We start from the raw sequence: 21,526 nt of genomic DNA on the forward strand, positions 1-21,526 counted from the left end.
CATGTCGTTGCGTTTTTCGAAAAAGGTCGCCGCAGGCGTTGCTCGTGTTGCGTTTCGCGGGTTGTATGGCGTCTTTTGCCTGATCAAGCGGCGGGACGAGGTGTTGTTCGTGTCCCGCAAGTCGGGCGAACCTTCTTATGATTACCTGGAATGCGGGAAAGCGTTCCAGGCGCGCGGCTACCAGCCGGTTTACCTATCGCAGCACTTCAAGAGGTCGTCGGTGCTTGCCTATGCGGGCCTGGTGCTTCGGGAGCTGTATCACCTTGCGCGCTGCAAGGTTTGCGTGATCGATCGCTACGACCCGGTTATCAGCTTGCTCGATTTTACGTGCGAGCCCACTGCGTTGCGCGGCGCCCAGCACCTCGAGTTCCCTGCGGTTCCGGTTGTCATCCAGCTGTGGCACGCGTTCGGCGCATTCAAGAAGTTCGGCTATCAGGCGATTGACGTTGCCGAGGGTCATACAGCGGAAGAGGCGGCCGCGTTCAAGATTCACCGGAACAATTCGTGGGTGATCTGCTCTGGCGAAGGCGCGCGGACGGCGTTTGCCGAAGCGTTTGCGTGCCCGGTTGAACGCGTGCTTCCCATCGGAAGGCCCGAATACCGCAAGCTTTGCGATATGCGTCAAGCGGCTCAGGCTGACGCCAGTCGCGCAAGCGAGAAGGCGACGGTGCTGTTTGCGCCCACCATCAGGAAGTACGACAAAGCCGCTGACCCGTTTGCCGACTTGCGCGGCGCGGCTGGCAAGCTGTTTCAGTCTGGAAGCTATCGGGTTTCGTGGTCTTTGCATCCGCTTGCGGCGGGCAAAGACGCTGGTGGGGACGTGCCGGTCAGCCTTATCGATGCCGATATTGTGATCACCGATTACTCATCGATAGTTTATGAAGCATATTTGTTGGGTAAGCTGGTCGGTTTCTATATTCCTGACATACAATATTATCGGCTTTCGCCTGGTCTGAACGCCGATCCGCTGGAATTGTGTCCCGGTCTTGTGGCCGATACGCCGGAGCAGCTTGCCGCCATGCTTGCATCGTGGGCGGCCGAGCCGTCGGCTTACCCGCACCAGCAGTTGCAGCGATTCGTGGGAGACTCGTTTGCAAATTGCGCCGAGGATCCGGCCGGCGAGTTGGCGACATTCGCCATTCAGTGCGCGAAGGGAAGCACGGGGTGCGTGCGGTAAAGCGGGCCCGATTCGTTGCTGTGGGATTGATGTGGAAGAAGGAGTATGAAGCGTTTTCTCAAGCGCTTTGCAAAGCGCTTCATAAAGAACGCGACGTTGAGTTTTGCGTTCCCGATTGCTTACAAGTATTTTGCGCGTAAGCCGGTTGCAGCTGGTCGGGTGCTGTTTTTCGAGACGAAGGAAACGGACATGCCCGACAGCTTCGAGCTGCTGTACCAGCGGCTCGAGCTGGATGCCGGAAAGCATCCGCGCTATATGACGCTCAACCAAAATCATGTGTCGTACGTGCAGTATCTGAAGAACAGCATCTGGGCGCTGCACGAGATTTCCCGCGCCGAAGTGGTCTTTCTGGCGGATGCCTCCGATCTGGTCAGCTGCATTGAGGTGCGTCCTGAAACGCGCGTCGTGCAGCTGTGGCACGCATGCGGCGCGTTCAAGAAGTGGGGCATGAGCACGGCCGACCTGAAATTCGGCGGCACCCGAAAAGAGCTTCTGCGCCATCCGTTCTACAAGAACCTTTCGCTTGTTACCGTTAGCAGCCCCGATGTGGCTTGGGCGTATGAAGAGGCCATGGTGCTGCAAGATCGCCCCGAAATCATCAAGCCGCTTGGCGTAAGCCGCACGGATGTATTCTTTGACCAGCAGTTTTTGGCGAACGCGCGCGAAAGCGTGGAAAGCGTTGTTCCGCAGGTGCGGGACAAGCGCGTGCTGCTGTATGCGCCGACGTTTCGCGGCCGTGTTGCCTCTGCCGAAGGGCCCGACCAGCTGGATATCGCCGGCCTGAAGGCTGCAGTTGGCGGCGAATTCGTGCTGCTTATCAAGCATCATCCGTTCGTGAAGCAGTTGCCGCCCATTCCCGCAGGTTGCGAAGACTTTGCATTCGATGTTACGCGCAGCTTGCCGATCGATCAGCTGCTGTGCGTTGCCGATGTGTGCGTTTCGGACTACTCGTCGCTGGTGTTCGAGTACTCGCTTTTCGGCAAGCCCATGGCATTTTTCGCGTATGACCTGGACGATTATTGCGACTGGCGCGGCTTCTATTACCCGTACGAGGAGTTGACGCCGGGGCCGGTGTTTCGCGACAACAAGTCGCTTATCGACTGGGTGAAACACGTTGACGAACGCTTCGATGCGCAGCAGGTGGCGGCGTTCCGCAAGAAGTTTATGAGCGCGTGCGATGGGCAGGCTACGGTGCGCATCTACAACGAGGTGTTTGCGCCGCCGCTTAACGAAGCGACGAACGTGAAAGCAGCCGACGTTTTGCGGGCACATGACGCAAGCGGCATTGATGTGAGCATCGTGATTCCGGCGCATAACGCTATGCCTCGTCTGACCAGGGCGCTCGACTCGCTGCTCACGCAGACGTATCCGCGCGAGCGCATGGAAGTGCTGGTAACCGATGACGGCTCCACCGATGCAACATGGGAAACGCTGTGTATGTATCAGGAACGCTATCCTGCGCTGTTCAAGGTTGAACGCCTGGAGGTCGCGTCGGGGTCGCCCGCGAAGCCGCGCAATGTTGCCCTGGAGAAGGCGCAGGGGAAGTACGTGTTCTTCCTTGATGCAGACGACTGGTTGGGTTCTGAGGCGATCGAACGCATGCTCGATCACGCCGTGGAGTGGGAAAGCGATGTGCTGCTGGTAAAGATGTGGGGCGAAAACGGCCGCGAAGTACCAAAGTCCATGTTCGACCGCAACCAGCCAAACGCCGACATCACAACCTCAAAAATCTGCTGGACGTTCGCGCCGCTTAAACTGTTTAGGCGCGATTTGGTTGCCGACATGAGATTCCCGAACGATATGCCAGAGGATATCCCGTTTGTACTCGAGGCTTACTTAAGGGCGAAGTGCATCTCAGTGGCGGCAGACTACGCGTACTACCACGTCTCGTTCGATTCGGCAGATGAGCAGGCTTCAGTAACGTCCTGGGACAACCCGCATTCGAGCATAAGGATCTACCAGCGAGTTTTGGACTTGCAGGAAGAGTTCGGGAGGTCCGACCACGACTTCGCGGTCGTGTGGAAGAGGCTATTTAGCAGGGACATCCCCCGAACCCAAAGCGTAATCGAGCAAACTGGGATGGTGCTTGATAAGGGTGAACAATTGACTATGCAGAAGCTGAAGGATGTCTTTGCCAATGTTGGTAGCTGACTGCATTAGCTGCTGAATTATATGTCAGCGATTTCTGAATGTGTTTTGCCGAGTACGAGGTGTGATATATGAACGCTTTTGCGAAAAAAATGAAGAAGACCGCATTCAAGAAAGCCAAGAAGGTTCTTCCAAAAACGACCGTACTTCGTATTCAGAGGCGGCGACTTGAGGGTAGGCTCGGCGTTAGCTGCAAGCCGAATAGTTACGAAGGACAGTATACCTATAGCGTTGTTTCTGCTGTTTACAATGCAGAGAAATATCTTGACGCCTTTTTCGAGAGCCTAACTTCACAGACGATTGATGGAAAGCGGATTAGACTCATCATGGTCGATGATGGCTCTACCGATGGCTCTGCGAAAGTCATAGCTAAATGGAAGCAACGGTTCCCTGAGCTTATTGATTACTATCACAAAGAAAACGGTGGCCAGGCTAGTGCGCGCAATATGGGGTTGGCTCATGTTGATACGGATTGGGTTACTTTTATAGATCCTGACGACTTTGTCTCGGAAACTTATTTCGAAGAAGTAGATAGAACGTTGTCGGCGCATTCTGATATTCAATTTGTAACCTGCCGCATTGTTTTTTACAACGAGACTAAAGATGAGTATTTTGACAGACATCCTCTGCGTGGGGAATTCAAGAATGACGTCTCTTTGTATAATGTTACCGATGATTACTTACCGATAACTCTTTCTGCTAGTAAATCCTTTTTTAGAATGCGCGAGATCGGAGATGGGAATGCTCTGTTCGATGAAGAGATAAAGCCTAATTTTGAAGATGCCCACTTTCTCAATTGCTATCTGCTCTCTCTTCATGAAGGTCGTGTGGCTTATCTGGGAAAACCTATTTACTATTATCGCAAGCGAGATAACGGAACTTCAACTCTTGATTCTTCCTGGGAAACCCCAGATAAATTTTCTACTGTTCTGGAAAAAGGTTATATTGGCCTTCTTGAATATGCTGAAAAGGAATACGGCTATGTTCCTTTTTATATCCAAAAAACTATTCTGTATGACTTGCAGTGGTATTTTAAGCAGCTGGTCGGACACGAAGAGAGGACTCAGCATTTTAAAGACGAGGGATTAAAGAATACTTTTTGGAAGGATCTCGAGAAGATTTTTAGCTACATTGACGCTGAAAATATCGAAGACATGCCGGGCGGTTGGCTTAATTATGAAATGAAATATGCTTGTGCAACTGCATTTAAGGGCGCTCGGCCAAAAGAGCAGATTATGTACGTGGAGCGCATCGATTACAAATCAAAATTGATCGAGATTCGTTCTCTGAATATGGATTACGAATTATATAGTAACGGAAAACAGCTAGAGCCCCTTGAGGTCAAGCGAGTCAGTCGCGTTTTATTTGGTAATGAATTCTATTCGCTATATATGTCTTGGTTTTCCTTACCTGCAGCGAACAGTACTTTGTCCTATAAGGTCACAGACGGTGCAGGAGGGCTTAGGCTGTCAATTAGGGGAAAGCAATCTGGGCATCATGTCCAAATGACTCAAGTTAATACCATCTATCGCACAGGTTGGAATGAATATCAGCAAGATTCCAGCAGTATCTGGCTATTTATGGATAGGGATACTCAGGCTGATGATAATGCCGAGCATTTGTATCGCTGGGTAAAGAATAACCATCCTGAGCAGAAAGCATATTTTGTGCTGCGCAAAGAAGCAAAGGACTGGCAGAGACTTTCAAATGAAGGTTTTGCACTTGTTGCTTTTGGCACAAAAGAGCACGAGGCTATTTTAAGGAAATGCTCAACCATTATCAGCAGCCATGCTGATGGCTTCGTTCACTCATATTTTGGTGATAATTTCTTTAAGTCTAAGCGCTTTATTTTTTTGCAACATGGTGTTACTCATAATAATATTTCGGGTTGGATCAATGGCAAACCCATTGATTTGTTAATTGCTGCAGCAGAACAAGAATATTCGTCGATTCGGGATACCGGGTCTACATATTGCCTGACCCCTAGGCAGGTGTGTCTTTCGGGTTTTCCGAGACACGATGCTCTTTTAAGGCGTACTGCGAAGAGGCGCTGCATTCTCATTATGCCTACCTGGAGAAATAAATTGAGTGGCGAGAAGATTGGCATTGGCAATATTCGTGTTTTGAACGATGATTTTGGTAAATCTGAATATAAGAAGAAATGGGAATCGTTTTTGAACAGTTCGACTTTACGCTCTATTGCCCAAAGTGCAAATGTGGATATCGTCTTTTATCCGCATACTAATACATTTCCTTATATTGAGAACGGCACGTTTTCTATTCCTGACTACATTGAAATCGCAGGCAATCAGACGGGGGCATCAATCCAGCAGCTATTTGTTGATGCGGAGATGATGATTACCGACTATTCGTCAACTGCATTCGAGACGGCATATTTAGGTAAAGAGTGTCTCTATTACCAGTTTGATTCCGAAGAGTTTTTCTCGGGAATGCAGGCTTATTCGAAAGGCTACTTCGATCACAGGAGGGACGGATTTGGACCTGTTGTTGATACCGAAGAAGCCCTTTTGAAATGTCTTGAGGATTGCGCTGCTCGGAATTTTGTTCCTGAAGACGAATACGCGAAACGAATGAGCGGTTTCTTTGCTTTTAGAGATGGGAAATGCTGCGAACGTACGTATGAGCGAATCAAAGAGCTTGATGAAGGGAAGTTTTAGTATTTAGCTTGGATAACGGCTTCTAGTATTTCGGTATTTTATTAGCTAGAGCTAGTCAATTCATTCGGAGTGCTTGTTGTGGGCCACCCGCAAGGTTTGTTTGTAGGTGGCCTTATTGGCTCGGGGTTATAAGATGATCAGGGGGCTATGTGAGTTCTGGCAAGTTATTTAGCCGACAGGATACTAAGCTCGTCAAGGGTTTTGCTATTCTTCTTATGCTGTATCATCATCTTTTTGCTTTCCCTAACAGGATTCAAGATGGTAGCTCTTACATTTCGCTTCTCTCTGTGCTAGGAATCGATTCAGCTGAGATTCTTGGTTTGTTTGGCAAAATGTGTGTGGCGCTCTTTCTGTTTTTGGGCGGTTATGGCACATGGGTGTCGTACCAGGCTAAGAAGAAAAAGCTTGCCGCTGGCGATCGAAATGATGATTCGTTGCAAAATTGCTCTCTGTCCAATTTTGCACTCAACAAGGTAAAGAGTCTTTACGTTCCTTATCTTAAAGTGTTTGCCATTGTCGTTCCTGTCGCAATCGTTCTGGGCGATGCCCGCGTTAGTGCCAGCTTGTCAGCTTTGTTCTGGAATGCAACTGGGCTAAACATCACCTATAACGGTGAGTGGTGGTTCTTTACCGATTACCTTATCTTGTTGATGGCCTTTCCTCTTATGGTGCGGTATTTCGACAGAAAGACTGCTTCGTTTACTGTGGATTTGCTTGCGGTTTGTGTATGGAATGCTGCGGTTATGTGGCTAATCCCTGCGTTTGCCCATGTTGATTGGGCGTCTGATTTCGCAAAGAGCATTCTGTGGGGAAAGTTGTACCAGACAATGCAGTGGTCAGCTTGCTTCGTTATGGGCTGTCTATTTGCTCGATGGGATTTGCTTTCGAGAATCAAATCGAAGTTTGTAGGGCGCTGCCTTGCGGTTATTTGCTCTCTCCTCTGCCTGGTCGGTCTTGTGGTCTTGCGCTACAAGCTTGACGTCGGCATGCGCTACGATTTTCTTTGGGCTCCAGTCTTTTGTCTTTGCCTGGTAATTCTTTTCGAGACGAAAGTGGGTAAGATTGCCCGAAAGCCTTTCGAATCTATTGGCTGCCACAGTACTAATATCTGGCTTACTCATAGCTTTTTCTGCTATCACTGGTGCCAGAGCTTTATATATTTGCCAAAGTGGTCGCCACTAGTATTCCTGCTTTTGCTCGGCGTCTCTTATGCCTCCTCTTTGCTTATCGATTTGATTTGGAAATGGATTGAAAAGACATTTCACCGGGTTGATGGCAAGCTATTTTTCGATGAGCCTTCTGCATAGCGAGATTAGTGGTGCAGATGTAAACCTAGCTAATAATCGAGTTGATGGCTGGTTGAGCAACGTTTAAATTATTGACGATACCGAGCCAATGGATGGCTCCATTGGCTCGTGAGCCATTTGCAATTTAATGTTTCTTGCCTAGTAAGCTTGAGAAAAAGCTAGCACGTTGTGCTTTGACCTTGGTGTGGATATTTGCTCCGTGATTCGGATTTGCGAAGCGGTATTTTCCTTGAAGTTCTTTTGGATTGCTCTGTAAGTAATCTAGCCTATCTTTTGCGGTCTGAAGTAAGTCGAGCTTTTTGAAAATGCCATCGGTAGATGTGTGACTGACCGCTTGGTCTGTCGTAAAAATCCACTTGTCGGAGGAAAAGAGTCGTGAAGCTTCCGTTTGTTCTTCAGTCCAATTGTGCACGCACGCGCCATCGAAGAATATGTCCTCCGCAATTTTTTTGGCTGGCGCCCCTGCCCAGCTTTGGTTTGACGGGACTAGCTTTCCTGAAACGGTGCTGTTTGCGCCTATGATGCTTCCTGAGGATATCGTGCTCCCCTTTAAAACTAAGGATCCTTGACCGATCCATATATGATCGCCAATGAGGATATTTTTGCTCGGATTGATTCTCTCGTGCGTTTCGCAGCTATAAATGAGATGTGGGTCGGCCGTCCTGAGCCATATTCCGAACGAGAATAGTCCATCGTCTCCTATCACGATGTGCTTTCGTTCCGAGAGGATTAAGTTCAGCTTGCCGTTAAAGTAGTTGTTCTTGCCGATATAAAGAGTGTTGCCTCTATTCATGGACACGCTGAGTTTATATTGATGCTTATTCTTCGATAGGTATACGAGTGCATTGTCTCCGTTAAACGTGATGGTGGAGCCTCTTAGATCCGTTCCGTCTTCGCAAAAGAGTATATTGCCGCGCGAATTTGCCTTGAACTTTACACAATTATCGGTAACTAGAGGATTTCCGATAATTGTGTTCTCGCCGAGTTCGGTCGTTTTGCTCACGGGGGCTCCTTTGCTTCGCTGCGGTAGTCAAGTGTATCATTGGCTAGTTTAGCGTAGTTGATGATATTTGATTGGCGCATCTGTCGCTAACGAACTCTCCTAGGTAATCCCTCTAGAAACAAAACAGTGATGGGGAAGTGTCTTTGCCGAGAGGGTGAACCAGAGCAGGATGCGAACCAGATTATCTGCTTAGTCCAATCGGACAAACCTCAGTTTGTTGAGCAACGCGATGATGATATTGATGAGGTTGCGTATATGATGTGCTATACGCATTTGACGGACAAATGAGTGGCTAACGATTTGAGTTAGGTGTCATCTTTCGTGACGCAGTTCTCCTTTCGGATAGTTTCTTGCCATTTGCGCTGTGAGTCATGTTGGGCTTACCATTTTGATAGGGAATAGGGTATGTGGTTGACCTTTGGTTTTGCGGTTTTGGTTGCGGTTTTGGTGCTGTATGTGCCGGGGTATTTGGTTGGCAGAGGTTTGCGGCTTGACCGATTCGTCTCGGTTGCGGTGGCGCCGGCGTTTTCCGTGTTTGCGTTGGTGGCGCTGGGCGTTGTGTTCTTTGCCGTCGGCATAACGTGCAGTGCATGGGTACTGCTGCTTGCTTGTGTGGCGCTGTGCCTGCTGGTCTTTGCTGTTTGCGGCGGTGTTCGTCGCGCGAAAGGTGGTACGGCTTGCAGCAACCCTTCGGCTTTGGGCGATGTGCGCTTGCAGGTGGCCTTGTACGTGGGCGTTGCCGTGTTTGTGGCTGCGCTTGTGTTCCTCCACGCAATGGGCGCCCCGGCTTCGTTTTCGCGCAACGATGACACGACGGTGCATCTTTCCGTTGTCCGCGGGTTCTTGGATTCGGGCACGTATTCTACGTTGAACGTCACAAAGTACCTCGACATTGGTGATGCCGGTGGATATTACCCGGCGGCTTGGCACGTGGTCACTGCGGTTGTGGCGTCCTTTGTCGGCAACGAGGTGGCGCTGGCAACGAACGCCATGATTTTCGTGACGTGTACGGTTGTGCTTCCCCTGGGCGTACTTTACCTGATGAGGGCGCTGTTTCCGGACAATAAGCTGGTCGTGTGCGGCGGGTCGCTGTTCTCGGCGGCGTTTTGCGGGTTTCCGTGGGGCTTTGTGGTGTACGGCCAGCTGCTTTCGAACTTGCTTTCGTTCGCGATGATTCCTGCTGCCCTCGGCGTGCTGATCTGCGGGCTTGCCGGCAAAGGCGGCTTGCCGAAAAGAGCTTGGATTGCCGCTTATGCCTGCAGCATGGTGGCCGTTGCGCTTGCGCAGCCGAACGGGGCGTTTACGCTGGGCGTATGGTCGGTGCTGTTTGCCGTTTCCTATCTGTGGGACAGGGGATCGAGCACAAGCCGCCGGGGCAAGGCAACTGCTGTGGTTTTGCTTCTTGCGGCATGCGCTGCATGGGCTGCGCTGTTCCTTGCGCCGCCTCTGCAGAGCGTTGTCACCTATTCCTGGAAATCGACGCTCAGCATTCCTAAGGCGGTGGTTTCTGGCCTGCTGTTCATGTTCACCTCGCGCGAAGGCGTGCAGCCTTTCTTGACGTTGCTGGTGCTGCTTGGCGTTGCGAAGACGTTGAAGGACAAGCGTTTGCGCTGGTTGTCCGTGGCATATGCGGTGGCGCTTGTGTTCTACGTAATCGATGTTTCCACCGACGGCTTCGTCAAACAGTTGCTGACGGGCTTCTGGTACACCGATTATTACCGCACCGGCGCCATGACGGCGCTGTTCGCCATCCCGCTTGCCGCGCTGGGCTTCGCCTGGCTGGTGGAGCTTGGCTCGCAGCTGGTTGGGCGCGTGCGCCCTGCGCGCGCGAACGGTCGCCGTCCTTTGGCGATTGCCGTGGTTGTTGTGGTTGCCGCCCTGACGGCGTGCCAGTTCGCTCCCGTGCATTTCGCGTTCGGCAACACCGATGTTCGGCCAGGGCTTATGAAGATTCACAAAGAGGTGAGCGGCCGCTATTCGTGGAACAAGGGGCTTACGTCCGAAGAGGACGCGTTCGTGAAGAACGTCATGTCGATTGCGGGCCACGATTGCGTGATCAATCTTCCTCACGATGGCAGTTGTTGGGCTTATGGCGTAGAGGGCGTGAACACGTACTTTAGGCGTGCGGGCACGTCGGGCCCGGTTGGTTTGGAAGAGCGCACCTCGCTCATTCGCACCCGCTTGTGCGATTACGCGTCGTCGGACGAGGTGCGTGCTGCTGTTGAGCAGGCGGGCGCGCACTACGTGATGATGCTTGACGACAAGTCGGGTGACGACCGCACGGTTGTGAATCTTCGCTATAAGGAAGAAGATTGGGCGGGTATCGAGTCCATTACGCCGGAGACTCCGGGCTTTTCGCTGGTGTTGAGCGAAGGCGATATGAGGTTGTACCGAATAGGGGATTAGCGCGGTACATTCGCTGCCAGTTGTGCTCGGTTGTAGACGATGCGTTGTGTTTGCGCTGCTGAATTTCTCGGGGTGTTACAATTCAAGGGTTTAAGCGTAAACAGAAAGGGTCATTCTCGACATGAGCAACAGGGAGCATCAACCAAGGCAAGGCCATGCCGCCCGTCCGGGCGCCGCGCCGCAACGCGCTGCGCAGGGCAGGCCCGCTGCGCCGAGCTCGCGCGCGCGTCAGGGTGCTCCCATGCCGCAAGGCGGCGGCCAGCCGGGCGGGGCTCGTGGTGGCCGGCCGGGCGGGCCGTATGGCGCGCAGGCGCGTCCGGGCCAAGCTCGCGGCAACCAGGCGGCTCGCCCGCGCGGTGGCGCTGGTGGTGCCTATGCAGGTCAGCTGCCGCAACGTGCATCGGCGGCGCCCGCGCCTGTTCAGTCGCGCGCGAACGCGCAGCGCGCGTATGTGGCGGTTGCGCGCAAGCGACGCCGCGCGCGGTTGCTCAAGCGCGTCGGCTTGACGGCCCTGGCGGTGGTGCTGGTGTGCGTTTTCGCCGTGGGCGCTTACGGCCTGTGGTTCTCTCATCAGCTTGACAGCGCGCTTTCGATGGGTGCCGAGCAGGACATTGCGGTCAGCGACGCGCTGACTCCGGCCGAAATGGGCCAGCCGTTCTACGTGCTGGTGCTGGGGTCGGACTCGCGCGAGGGCTCGGGCACGTCGGACAAGGCGGCCGAATCCGGCGACAACCAGCGCTCCGACGTCATGATTCTTATGCGCGTGGACGCCGCGAACAAGCAGATCACCATGGTCACCGTGCCGCGCGACACGCCGTATCGCACGTCCGATGGCCAGCTCATGAAAATCAACGAGGCGTATAACATCGGCGGCGCGCCGGAGTCCATCAAGGCGGTTTCGCAGCTTACGGGCGTGAGCATTTCGCACTACGCCGAGGTTCACTTCTCCGAATTGCAGGACATCGTCGACAAGCTGGGCGGCGTTGAGGTGAACGTGGATATTGAGCTTTCGTACGAGGATGCCCTGACGGGCGAGACGGTCACGCTTGAGCCGGGCACGCAGGTGCTTAACGGCCAGCAGGCGCAGTTGTTTGCCCGCGCCCGCCACGAATACCAGGTTGACCAGGACGAACACCGCCAGGATAACGTTCGCCAGCTTGCGCTTGCCATTATGAACAAGGTGCTCAACGAGCCGGTGTATCAGATGCCCAACACCATCTTGAGCGTTGCCGGTTTCGTGGGAACCGACATGCGCACGGCGGACATCATTTCGCTTGCCATGACGTTTGCGGGCGGTTCGGGCAGCATGACCGTGTACAGCACCTCGGGGCCGTCGAAGGGCGATTACAACGAGGAAGCCGGCGGTTTGTGGATGTGCTACGAGAACCCCGAGGGCTGGACTACCATCATGAAATCCGTTGATGCTGGTGAGAACCCGAAAGGCATCGACGTAGATTCAACGGCAATCATTCCGTAACAAGGATTTGCAAGGAAGGAAACGGGAATGAACACAAGGAAGAGGATTTTGGCGATCGTGGCCTGCTGCACGCTTGCGCTGTGCTTGCTGGCCGGATGCCAAAAGAAGGCCGAGCCGAACGTTCACGAGGACGAGACGCTTGAGGTTTCCGACAGCGTGCAGACCGCCAAGGCCGAAACGGAGCCGTTCTACGTGATGATCGTGGGCAACGACTCGCGCACGGGCACGGTTGAGATCACGAAGCCGGAGTATTCCGACGGCACCGGCCGCAGCGACGTGCTGATGCTTGCGCGCATCGACCCGAAAACCTACTCGGTAGCTTTGATTTCCGTCCCGCGCGACACGTCCACCGAGTACAACGGCCAGAAGATGAAGCTGAACGAGGTGTACCACATCGCCGGCATCGAGGCGCTTGAAAGCGAAGTTGCCAAGCTTACCGGCGTCACCCCGAAGTACTACCTGGACATGGACTTTGTGCAGTTCGAGAAGTTCGTCGACCAGCTGGGTGGCGTGACGGCGAACGTGCCCATCAACATGCAGCTGGTGGACATTGTTTCGGGCGACAACATTGCGCTGAACGCCGGCACGCAGGAGCTGAACGGCCCCGAGGCGCTGGTTTTGGCGCGCTCGCGCAAGCAGTACGCCAACGACCTGGACGCATGCCGCCAGATTCAGGATCGTCAGCTGGTGCAGGTGGGCATCCAGCAAGTTGCCGCCGATCCTGTTAACGCCGCGCTGCATGTGCAGGCGCTTGTCGACAACTGCGACACCGATTGGAATGCGGCTGACCTGGTCGAGACGGTGAAGGTGTTCGCGCAGAATGCGGACAAGATCGAGTTCACGTCCGGCACGGGCCCGTACCAGGGCGATATCGACCCGGACATCAACCTGTGGCTTGCCTACCGCGATGAGGCCACGTGGGCCCAGATCATCGAGACGGTAGAGGCCGGCGGCGACCCCGAAACCATCGTCGCCTCTCCCCGCGTAGCGGCAGCATAAGGCCTCCGCAGGCAGGAATTGCAAACGCGCGAACATGGCACGCACGCCACGTTCGCGCGTTGTTGTTTTGGGCCTTTCAGCAAGCGCTGGGGTTGCGCACCCTTTGACTTGCGATGCGATGTCGGGGGGCCTGCGGGCGCTGGTGCAATGTCAACAGAAAAGCAAAGGCGGGCGGCATCCTAGAGATGCCGCCCGCCTTGTTGGTTGCTTCCTGCTTGCTACAGGTATTTCGCAATCATGTCTTTACCGAAATCGTTGGCTTGGTAGAAAACCTTGAGGTTGCCGTTCTTGTCAAGCTGCCAATCGCATTCGTCAAGCAGGCCGTTTTCTTTTGCGGTGGCCAGCGACTCCTCGATGTCCTTTTCGGTAAACAGCTTATAGGTGCCGTAATCGCTTCGCAGCGCGTCCATCACGCCTTCGACGCAATCGGCCTTTCCGCTTTCGAAGTGCTTCATGATGGCGAAATACAGCGGCATTAGGTTACTGCTCATGGGATTATTCCCCCTTCTTGTTCTTGCCGAAGAGGCTGCGGGGCTCTACGGCGATGCAGAAGATTCCGATTACCATGATGACGGCGCCCAGCCATTGGATTGCCGTGAGGGGTGGATAGTCAGCAGAAAGACCGCCGATGCCCAGTACGCCCATGATAAGCCAGATGAACAGCGGTCCCCAGAACGCGTACATGCCGTTGCACGCCATGCCAAGCGCCGTGCCGCACATGGAGTTGCCTTTGTACCAGAACGAGAACGCCGGCATAGCGAACAGGCCGGAAATGGCGAAAATCAGCAGCGTGGGGCTTGTTGCGGCAGCGCCGGCCAGGCTCACCAGGCTTCCAACCCCGTCTCCCGCAATCGCAAGCACGGGGAAGACGATGAGAAGCTCAAGCACGCCAGCGGTCATTTGGCGGATGGCAATGCCGATGCGGTAGTCGATAAGGATGGTGCCGAATCCCGCAACGCAGCCCTCAAAGCCCCATCCGAATGCCGCCAGGAAGGCGAAGAGGCATCCAAGCAGCGCATCGGGCCCCATGGACGCGAAGCTTGCGCCGCCGATCATGCCTGCAGAGGCAAGGCACACCACAATGCCGAGCACTTTGTGCGCGCTGAGCTTCTGCTTGAACAGGATGCGGCCCAAAATTGCTCCGATGGCGCAGTTCAACGCTGCAATCGGCACGATAACGCCGGGATTTCCCGAGGCCGTGGCGGAGTTGAGGCCGATGACATAGGCGATGGTGGCGAAGGGGCCGCCAACTGCGGCGCACAGCATCATCACGCGGCCGGGCTTAGAGGCAAGCGTCTTGCGCAAATCGCCCAGCTGATGGTTCTTTGCACAAACGAGAACCGACCATATGCCGCTGAACAAGTCGTTAATTCCGGCGGCAAGCGCTGCAAGCGTGAACGTGATGGCGAACGCGCTCAAGGCCTCGTTGCCATTGCCCCATGTGCTTCCGGCGAACCATTCGCCCCATACGCCTTGCGTTTCCGCAAGCGTGAGAAAACCCGTGTAAAGTCCGTAGCATATGCCCGAAGCAACGGCGAACGCGATGCCGCGCGTCATGAAGCTTCTGCGCCGCTTGGCCTGAAGCGTTTCGATCGAGGAATTCATGTCTGGCCCTTTCCGCTTGGTGCTTTCCCGATGCTTACTGTTCGCTTTGGTTATAAAGGTCTAAGGCTTTCTTCAGGTAGGTCTTGCCGTAGCGGTAATAGATGTAGGCCCATTCGCCCACGTGCTCGCCCTCGGCTTCCTTAAGCAACGACCAGGCATACCAGCACCATCCCGCCAAGCCGACCTGCGCAAGATTGTGGCGCCATTCGGATGCGGTGGGCGTGCGGCCGAAGTAATACCCCAGTGCCTTGCGCATGCGCTCTTCGTCAAGCTGCTCGCACACGCAGAACGTGCCGAAGTCGTTCGCGTAATCGCCCATGCCCGCGTACTCCCAATCGATGAGGCTGACGCGGTCGTCTTCGGCCACAAGGAAATTCAGCCCGAAGAAATCGTTGTGGCAAAGCACGGGGTCGGCCGCTTCCGCGCTAATAAGGTTGTTGAGCATATCAGCCTGGCTGCTCATCTCCTGCCAATCGGAAACATCGATAGGGCCGCGTTCCTTCAGCATGCACTCGTATCGCTTGCCCTCGGTGTAGAAGCTGAAGCTGCGCTCGACTTTTGCGCCCGACTCGTGCAGCTTGCGAGCCATAACCATCGCGATTTCAAGTTGGCTGTCGTCGTGCGCATCGAGGTTCTTGCAGTGCGGGATGTATTTCGAAATCTTCCAGCCACGTCGCGCGTTTTCGAACACGAACGTGTCGTCGAGGCCGAGCTGACGGGCGGTTTCGAGCGCGGTTTTCTCGGCGGTGCGGTTGATAAGCAGTTCCGTTCCCACGCCGGGATGGCGATACACCCATTCGCCATCGTTGGTGGCGAAGTGGCAGCTCAGGTTCGTCAGACCTTGCTTAAGCGGGTAAACGTCGTGAATCTCGGATTTCTTGCAGCCAAGCACGGCAACGATGTTGTCGAAGATTTCGGAATCAAGGTTCTCCAGGAACAGCGGATCGAAGTCGCGCAGCTCATCAAGGGAGTCGAACTCGCGGATGATGGGGGGATCATAGCGGCGAATGCGCATGTCGAGCTCTTTGATGTGCTCGACGTACAGGTCTTCCCAAAGCTTGTCGCGGGTTTGCGGCAAGTCGTATTCGTCTTCAAGGATTTCGCGGAAGCGGGTGGAGAACTCTTTATCGAAGAAGACGTGGCCGATCATGTACCACGCGTTCTCGCCACCAATTTCCACGCTGCGGATTCGGTCGTGCGTGCCGGTTTTCAAGCACCATTCATCGGTATGCCCCTCGGCGTATTCGGCCGAGTAGTATGCCTTCCAAACATGGCTTTCGAAGGGGTTCTCCTCGAAATAGTTGTCCGAAGAGCAGATGTAGGTGTTACCCAGCAGCTCCCTGACCAGCATCAGGGAAGAGTTGTTGTTTCGAACGGCGTATTCGTTGTTGATGACGATCTTGACGCCGTATTTGTCTTCCAGGTAGAAGAAGCATTCTTTTTTGTATCCGACGACAACAACAATGTCGGTAACGCCCGCGGCTTTGAGCTGCTCGATTTGGCGCTCAATCAGCACTTCGCCACGAACGCGCAGCAAACCCTTCGGGCGCTCGTAGGAAATGGGTGCAAAGCGCGAAGAGAGGCCGGCGGCTAGGATGATGGCGTTGTCGACGGCGTACGGCTTCAACGATGCGATACCGGTTGCGGTCAAGCGCCCATCGCTGATGAGCCCCGCGGCTTCGCATTCCTTGCAGGCGGCGTTGACGGTGGCAAGTCCCAGGCCGGTAGCGTTCGCGATTTCTCGTTGCGTTGCATGGGGAAGCTTGCTGAGGGCATAGATGACTTTAAAATGGTTGTGCTTAAGTGCCATGAGACGAATCCTTTGTTGTTCGCTTTTTAACTATCATAGCAAGATTGCGAACATATGGAAGAGGATATGTTCGGAAAATCGATAAATAGAAAGAAATTGGAACGGAATGGTCTTGTTGCGGCGGTTAAAGAGCCCTGCGCGCTTGCGCAGCAGGGAAGCTGCTTGAGCACTGTTGTGCGTGATGCGGGTGTTGAACGGATGGCGTGTTATGAGCCATTGGCTGAAACAGCCGGCAAGATGCTTGCGCTAGTTTAAAATCGCTCGGAATCGAAAACGGGGGGCGCTCGAAGCGCCCCCCGTTTTACTGCGATATTGCGAAATGATTAGAACGTTACGACCTTAGTTCCGGAGGGGATGTTGTCGTAGATCCATTTCGCGTTGTCGATTTGCAGGCGCACGCAGCCGTGCGACAAGTTCATGCCAAGCCTTCCGTCCATAATGTTGAACGTGTTCTGGTAGTACGTTACCGAATGGAAGAGGTAGTTGCCACAGAACTGCGTGTAGTAGTAGCAGCTAAAGCCGGAGCCAAACACATACCCCTTGGCGCCTACGGTGAATTGGCCCAGGACGGTTGGCGTATCCCATGCGCCCGTGGTGCAGGTCCAGTTCTTCTGCAGCTTCCAGTTTCCTTTGCTGCCCCAATAGATGCAGACTTGGTTTCTTGTTGTGTCGCACAGAATCAGCCAATTTGTGTTGCTGGAGTAACCTTGCGCCTTGCGATACATCGGATCGGCGTTTGGATCCCACGCTCCGCTGCTGTTGAGGTAATAGTAAGCGCCTCCAACGTAGACCCATCCGGTAGCCATGGCTCCGCTTCCGTACAGGTAATACCATGTGCCGCCATCCTTAAGCCATCCGGTATGCATGGCTCCCGATTGCTTGTCGAGGTAGTACCACGTACCGCTTACCTTCTGCCAGCCTGTCCGCATGGCTCCGTTGTTTCCAAGGAGGTACCAGGCGCCGCCCGTGTAAACCCAGCCGGTTTGCATGGCGCCCTGGCTGTTGAAGTAGTACCACGTGTCTTTGATTTTCAGCCAGCCGGTTGCCGCTTTCCCGCTATCGGGCGTTGCGTAGAACTGACGTCCGTCGATTTTCGTCCACCCGCTTAAAGGAACGCCCTTTTCGTTGGTGAGCACAATCGATTTGTTCTTGATGATGGCGTTTGCGGTAAGGGATCCGCCTGCCGAGGCGTACCTTGCTTTCCCGGTTTTCGCGTTGACGACGACCCACTTATTCGCGTTCATGGCCCCATCGGAGTTGAATCGATAGTCTTTCCCTGCGATGGACTTGGTGCCCGTGACCGTAGGATGACGTGCGTCTTTGGGGTCGAGGTAATACCAGATTGACTTGTAGTAGACCCATCCGCTTTGCATGGCGCCGCTTCCGCCAGCCCAGTGCCAGAGGCCCTTTTCGTCGAGCACCCATGCGTTAGATTGCATGATTCCGGATTTGGCGCAGTGGTACCACGTTCCGTTGTCGTTGACCCAGCCAGTTGCCATGCCCGAGTTTTCGTCGATCCAGTACCAGCCGTTATCCCACAGCCAGCCCGTATGCAGGCTGCCAGACCCGTTCAGATAGAACCAGGCTCCGCGCCATTGCCAGCCGGTGAGCATTTTTCCCGAGCCGTTCATAAGGTACCAGCTTCCGCCGACCTTTTCCCAGCCAGTTGCCATGGCGCCCGTTTTCTTGTCGAGCCAATACCAACCGTTGCTCCATTTCCAGCCTGTGGACAGCTTCCCGTTGGGGGCCACCCAATACCAATGGCCCTCGCTGCGAACCCAGCCGTTGTTTCCCGTGATCATGGCGCCGGACGAGTTCGAGTGCCAAAGCGAGCCGTCGGACGTGGCGTAGGTGCCCGTTTGCATGACGCCTGCGGCATCGAAGTGATACCACGAGCCATTGACGTAGCGCCAGCAGTTTTCGGATGCGTACGGGCTGTTGTTGAACCAATACCAAGAGCCGTTGACGTGCGCCCACCCGTACGTTTTGCACGGTTTGCCGTCTTTCGTGTAGGTGAGGTGGGGTGAGGATTTGCTTTGGAGGTAGTCGTAGACAGGTTGAGCGGGAGCCTTGCTGGCGTTGCTTGAGCTGCCGGTGTTGACGTTTTGGCGGTTGTTCGTGCTTTGCGCCTGCTCGCTTACCGTGTTTGCGCCGTTGCTGGTTGCGGCACTTGAGGCGCTTGCGGAAGCTGCGGCGTCCGCAGCTTCCGTGCCGTTCTTTGCTGAAGCGTCCGGAGTACTGGTGGTGTTGGCGGAAGCGTTGCTTTCGGCGTCTTGCGGCAAAGCTTCTACTTGAGGCGTTTGCTGTTTGGCAGGCTCGTTCGCCGGTAGCTCGTCTGCCCATGCAAGGCCGGCATTGGCCCCGGCAAGTAGCAGCGCTAATGCTGCTGTTGCCAGCAATGGCGCTGCTGCATATGGATGACGTTCGCCGATTCTCCTCGTCATAGCCCCTCCCTTTTACGCGAAAACGGTTTCCATATAAAATAATTGGGTAATATCGTTACCGTTATTAGCATAAAGCAAAGGAGCGAAGGGACTCATGACAAAGTGCTTTAGGATGCCAATAGCTCTGGCGATTGGTCTTGCGACGCTGGTTCTTTCCAGTTGCCCTTTGGTGTCGGCGCACGCCGAGGATATTGGCTTCGATGTCGGCCCCATCATCAATAACGTATACGAGTCGGAACCTGAATTTGATGCGGCGTCCGGCAAAGCTGCATCAAGCTGGCGATTCTCCGATGGCTATTACGTTGGAGATGCTGGAAACGAAGACGGGATAGCTTTGTATGATTCCAGCGGGAACACCTGGTGGAAAAGCGGCGGGACGTACTATGGCAGCAACGGCACCACTGTTTGGGGCGCTAAAGGCTTTGGCGTTGACGTTTCCACGCACCAAGGGCCTATCGATTGGTCGAAGGTTAAAAGCTCCGGCGTAACGTTCGCCATCATTCGGTGCGGCTATGGCTCTGATTACACCAAGCAGGACGACAACCAATTTCTAGCGAATGTTCGCGGATGCCAGAAGTACGGCATTCCATTTGGTGTCTACTTGTATTCGTATGCTGAAAACACCAGTATGGCTCGCAGCGAAGCCTCTCATGTGCTGCGGCTTCTTAACGCGGCTGGTTTGAGCCCGGTTGATTTGTCGTATCCCGTGTACTACGACCTGGAAGAAGGCGGGAGCAGTCCGAAGATTAGCAATAATCAGCTGCTTTCAAATACCAAAGCGTTCTGCTCGGCTATTTCCGCAGCGGGTTTCACTCCGGGCGTTTACGCGAATACGAACTGGTGGACGCACTATCTGACAAGCTCCGAGTATGACAAGTGGCCGCGTTGGGTGGCCCAGTATAACTGGCAGTGCACGTACGGAAAGCACTACGATGTTTGGCAGGCTGACGGACAAAGCTCGGTTTCCGGAATCACCGAAGATGTTGACGTGAATTTCGACTTTACAGGTCCGCTTGTCCACGGGGACCAGTGGGTGTATTCGAATGGTTCTTGGTGGTACCACTACAAAGACGGTTCCTATCCAAAGAATGGGTGGGCTCAGATTGATGGCAAATGGTACTACTTCGACAGTTCCGGATGGATGCAAACCGGTTGGGTTCGTTCCGGCGGCAGCTGGTATTACTTGTCAAGTTCTGGCGCCATGACCACGGGATGGCAATACGTCGGCGGCGCCTGGTACTACCTGGAGCCCGGCAGCGGCAAGATGGCCACGGGCCTGAAGAAGGTCGGCGGCGCCACGTACCACCTGGCAAGCTCGGGCGCCATGACCACGGGCTGGGCGCTCGACGGCGGCAAGTGGTACTGGTCGGACTCCTCCGGCGCGCTCAAGACCGGGTGGAGGAAGGCCGGCGGCTCGTGGTACTGGCTCGACAAGTCGACGTTCCAGATGGCCACCGGCTGGCAGCAGGTCGACGGCAAGTGGTACTACCTGTCCGGTTCTGGCGCCATGGCCACCGGCTGGGTCCGCTCCGATGGCAGCTGGTACTGGACGAACGGCTCGGGCGCTATGACTACGGGCTGGAAGTACGTCGGCGGCGCCTGGTACTACCTGGAGCCCGGCAGCGGCAAGATGGCCACGGGCCTGAAGAAGATCGGCGGCGCCACGTACCACCTGGCAAGCTCGGGCGCCATGACCACGGGCTGGGCGCTCGACGGCGGCAAGTGGTACTGGTCCAACTCCTCCGGCGCGCTCGAGACCGGCTGGCTGAGCTCGGGCGGCTCGTGGTACTGGCTCGACAAGTCGACGTTCCGGATGGCCACCGGCTGGCAGCAGGTGGACGGCAAGTGGTACTACCTGGACGGCTCCCGCGGCGGCGCCATGGCGTCTTCGCGATGGATCGGTAACTATTACGTTATGGGCGATGGCGCTATGGCCACGTCTCGATGGGTGGGCGGCTATTACGTCGACGCAAATGGGCTATGGGATCCGACGGCTGTAAGGAAGTAATGGGTATGGGCGCGCATGTGAGAAAGTTGGTATGGACGTTCGCGCTTTCGGCGGCGTTGGCTGTTTGCTACGTTTCCGCAGCTTATGCGGCTGACGACGCCGGTGCCGTGCCGAAGGACTCGGCCGTTAAGGTTCAGAGTGGGGTTGGCGACGGTTCGGCCGGCTCGGCTGTGGTGCAGGACTCGGCTGCTAGCCGCACGGGGGCTTCTTCGTCTGAAGCCTCTAAGAAACCCCAGCCGGTTCGCTACAAGCAGGGCTGGAACTTGATCGATGGCGATTGGTATTACGCCGTTTCCGAAACCAAATTGAAGACTGGCTGGTTGCGTGTCGGCGGCGCATGGTACTACCTGGAGCCCGGCAGCGGCAAGATGGCCACGGGCCTGAAGAAGGTCGGCGGCGCCACGTACCACCTGGCAAGCTCGGGCGCCATGACCACGGGCTGGGCGCTCGACGGCGGCAAGTGG

Annotated in this window: 14 protein-coding genes and 1 pseudogene; 10 read left to right on the forward strand and 5 right to left on the reverse strand. The window is 54.8% G+C overall.

Features of this window, described 5'->3' with window-relative positions:
• Window position 1 precedes the first annotated feature (1 nt).
• The 4 genes from ACWI6D_RS00930 (at window position 2) to ACWI6D_RS00945 (ending at window position 7,310) form a co-directional block, all read left to right on the forward strand.
• Window positions 2-1,177, forward strand: a complete 1,176-nt coding sequence (locus ACWI6D_RS00930) for a CDP-glycerol glycerophosphotransferase family protein (RefSeq protein WP_449133325.1) — start codon at window positions 2-4, stop codon at window positions 1,175-1,177.
• A 96-nt stretch (window positions 1,178-1,273) separates the two neighbouring features.
• A complete protein-coding gene (locus ACWI6D_RS00935; RefSeq protein WP_449133326.1) occupies window positions 1,274-3,328 on the forward strand; it encodes a CDP-glycerol glycerophosphotransferase family protein in 2,055 nt (684 codons plus the stop codon).
• A 68-nt stretch (window positions 3,329-3,396) separates the two neighbouring features.
• Window positions 3,397-6,003: a CDP-glycerol glycerophosphotransferase family protein gene (locus ACWI6D_RS00940; protein WP_449133327.1), complete on the forward strand. Its 2,607-nt coding sequence runs from the start codon at window positions 3,397-3,399 to the stop codon at window positions 6,001-6,003.
• Window positions 6,004-6,152: 149 nt separating this feature from the next.
• Window positions 6,153-7,310: an acyltransferase family protein gene (locus tag ACWI6D_RS00945; RefSeq protein WP_449133328.1), complete on the forward strand. Its 1,158-nt coding sequence runs from the start codon at window positions 6,153-6,155 to the stop codon at window positions 7,308-7,310.
• A 124-nt stretch (window positions 7,311-7,434) separates the two neighbouring features.
• On the opposite strand, the gene ACWI6D_RS00950 is transcribed toward ACWI6D_RS00945, so the two are convergent.
• Entirely contained in the window at window positions 7,435-8,313 is an 879-nt protein-coding gene (locus ACWI6D_RS00950) for an acyltransferase (RefSeq protein ID WP_449133329.1), read from the reverse strand.
• A 405-nt stretch (window positions 8,314-8,718) separates the two neighbouring features.
• Here ACWI6D_RS00950 and ACWI6D_RS00955 point away from each other — a divergent pair, with 405 nt between their 5' ends.
• The 3 genes from ACWI6D_RS00955 (at window position 8,719) to ACWI6D_RS00965 (ending at window position 13,195) form a co-directional block, all read left to right on the forward strand.
• The gene (locus tag ACWI6D_RS00955) at window positions 8,719-10,719 is read left to right on the forward strand and encodes a DUF6541 family protein (RefSeq protein WP_449133330.1); all 2,001 of its coding nucleotides are present in this window, start codon (window positions 8,719-8,721) and stop codon (window positions 10,717-10,719) included.
• Between the two features lie 241 nt (window positions 10,720-10,960).
• Window positions 10,961-12,196, forward strand: coding sequence for an LCP family protein (locus tag ACWI6D_RS00960; RefSeq protein ID WP_449133331.1), 1,236 nt, complete (start codon window positions 10,961-10,963; stop codon window positions 12,194-12,196).
• Between the two features lie 27 nt (window positions 12,197-12,223).
• The gene (locus ACWI6D_RS00965) at window positions 12,224-13,195 is read left to right on the forward strand and encodes an LCP family protein (protein ID WP_302717647.1); all 972 of its coding nucleotides are present in this window, start codon (window positions 12,224-12,226) and stop codon (window positions 13,193-13,195) included.
• A 218-nt stretch (window positions 13,196-13,413) separates the two neighbouring features.
• Here ACWI6D_RS00965 and ACWI6D_RS00970 read toward each other — a convergent pair whose 3' ends face one another.
• The 3 genes from ACWI6D_RS00970 to ACWI6D_RS00980 are packed head-to-tail and all read right to left on the reverse strand — an operon-like array spanning window position 13,414 to window position 16,610.
• Window positions 13,414-13,686 (reverse strand): hypothetical protein, encoded by a 273-nt coding sequence (locus ACWI6D_RS00970; RefSeq protein WP_302935836.1) that lies wholly within the window; start codon window positions 13,684-13,686, stop codon window positions 13,414-13,416.
• Between the two features lie 4 nt (window positions 13,687-13,690).
• A complete protein-coding gene (locus ACWI6D_RS00975) occupies window positions 13,691-14,800 on the reverse strand; it encodes a hypothetical protein (RefSeq protein WP_449133332.1) in 1,110 nt (369 codons plus the stop codon).
• Between the two features lie 34 nt (window positions 14,801-14,834).
• Window positions 14,835-16,610, reverse strand: coding sequence for a phosphotransferase (locus ACWI6D_RS00980; protein WP_449133333.1), 1,776 nt, complete (start codon window positions 16,608-16,610; stop codon window positions 14,835-14,837).
• Between the two features lie 54 nt (window positions 16,611-16,664).
• Here ACWI6D_RS00980 and ACWI6D_RS00985 point away from each other — a divergent pair, with 54 nt between their 5' ends.
• On the forward strand, window positions 16,665-16,865 hold the full coding sequence (locus ACWI6D_RS00985) for a hypothetical protein (protein WP_288284459.1): 201 nt from the start codon (window positions 16,665-16,667) through the stop codon (window positions 16,863-16,865).
• A 68-nt stretch (window positions 16,866-16,933) separates the two neighbouring features.
• Here the strand turns inward: ACWI6D_RS00985 and ACWI6D_RS00990 are convergent, their stop codons facing one another.
• Window positions 16,934-19,054 (reverse strand): L,D-transpeptidase family protein, encoded by a 2,121-nt coding sequence (locus ACWI6D_RS00990; protein WP_449133334.1) that lies wholly within the window; start codon window positions 19,052-19,054, stop codon window positions 16,934-16,936.
• 112 nt (window positions 19,055-19,166) lie between these two features.
• Between ACWI6D_RS00990 and ACWI6D_RS00995 the strand changes: the two genes are divergently transcribed.
• Both ACWI6D_RS00995 and ACWI6D_RS01000 read left to right on the forward strand, forming a co-directional pair.
• Complete coding sequence (locus ACWI6D_RS00995) at window positions 19,167-21,062, forward strand: GH25 family lysozyme (protein WP_449133335.1); 1,896 nt, start codon at window positions 19,167-19,169, stop codon at window positions 21,060-21,062.
• Between the two features lie 17 nt (window positions 21,063-21,079).
• Window positions 21,080-21,526, forward strand: a pseudogene (locus tag ACWI6D_RS01000) (hypothetical protein); the annotation flags it as partial.

The organism is Senegalimassilia sp., assembly GCF_977052095.1.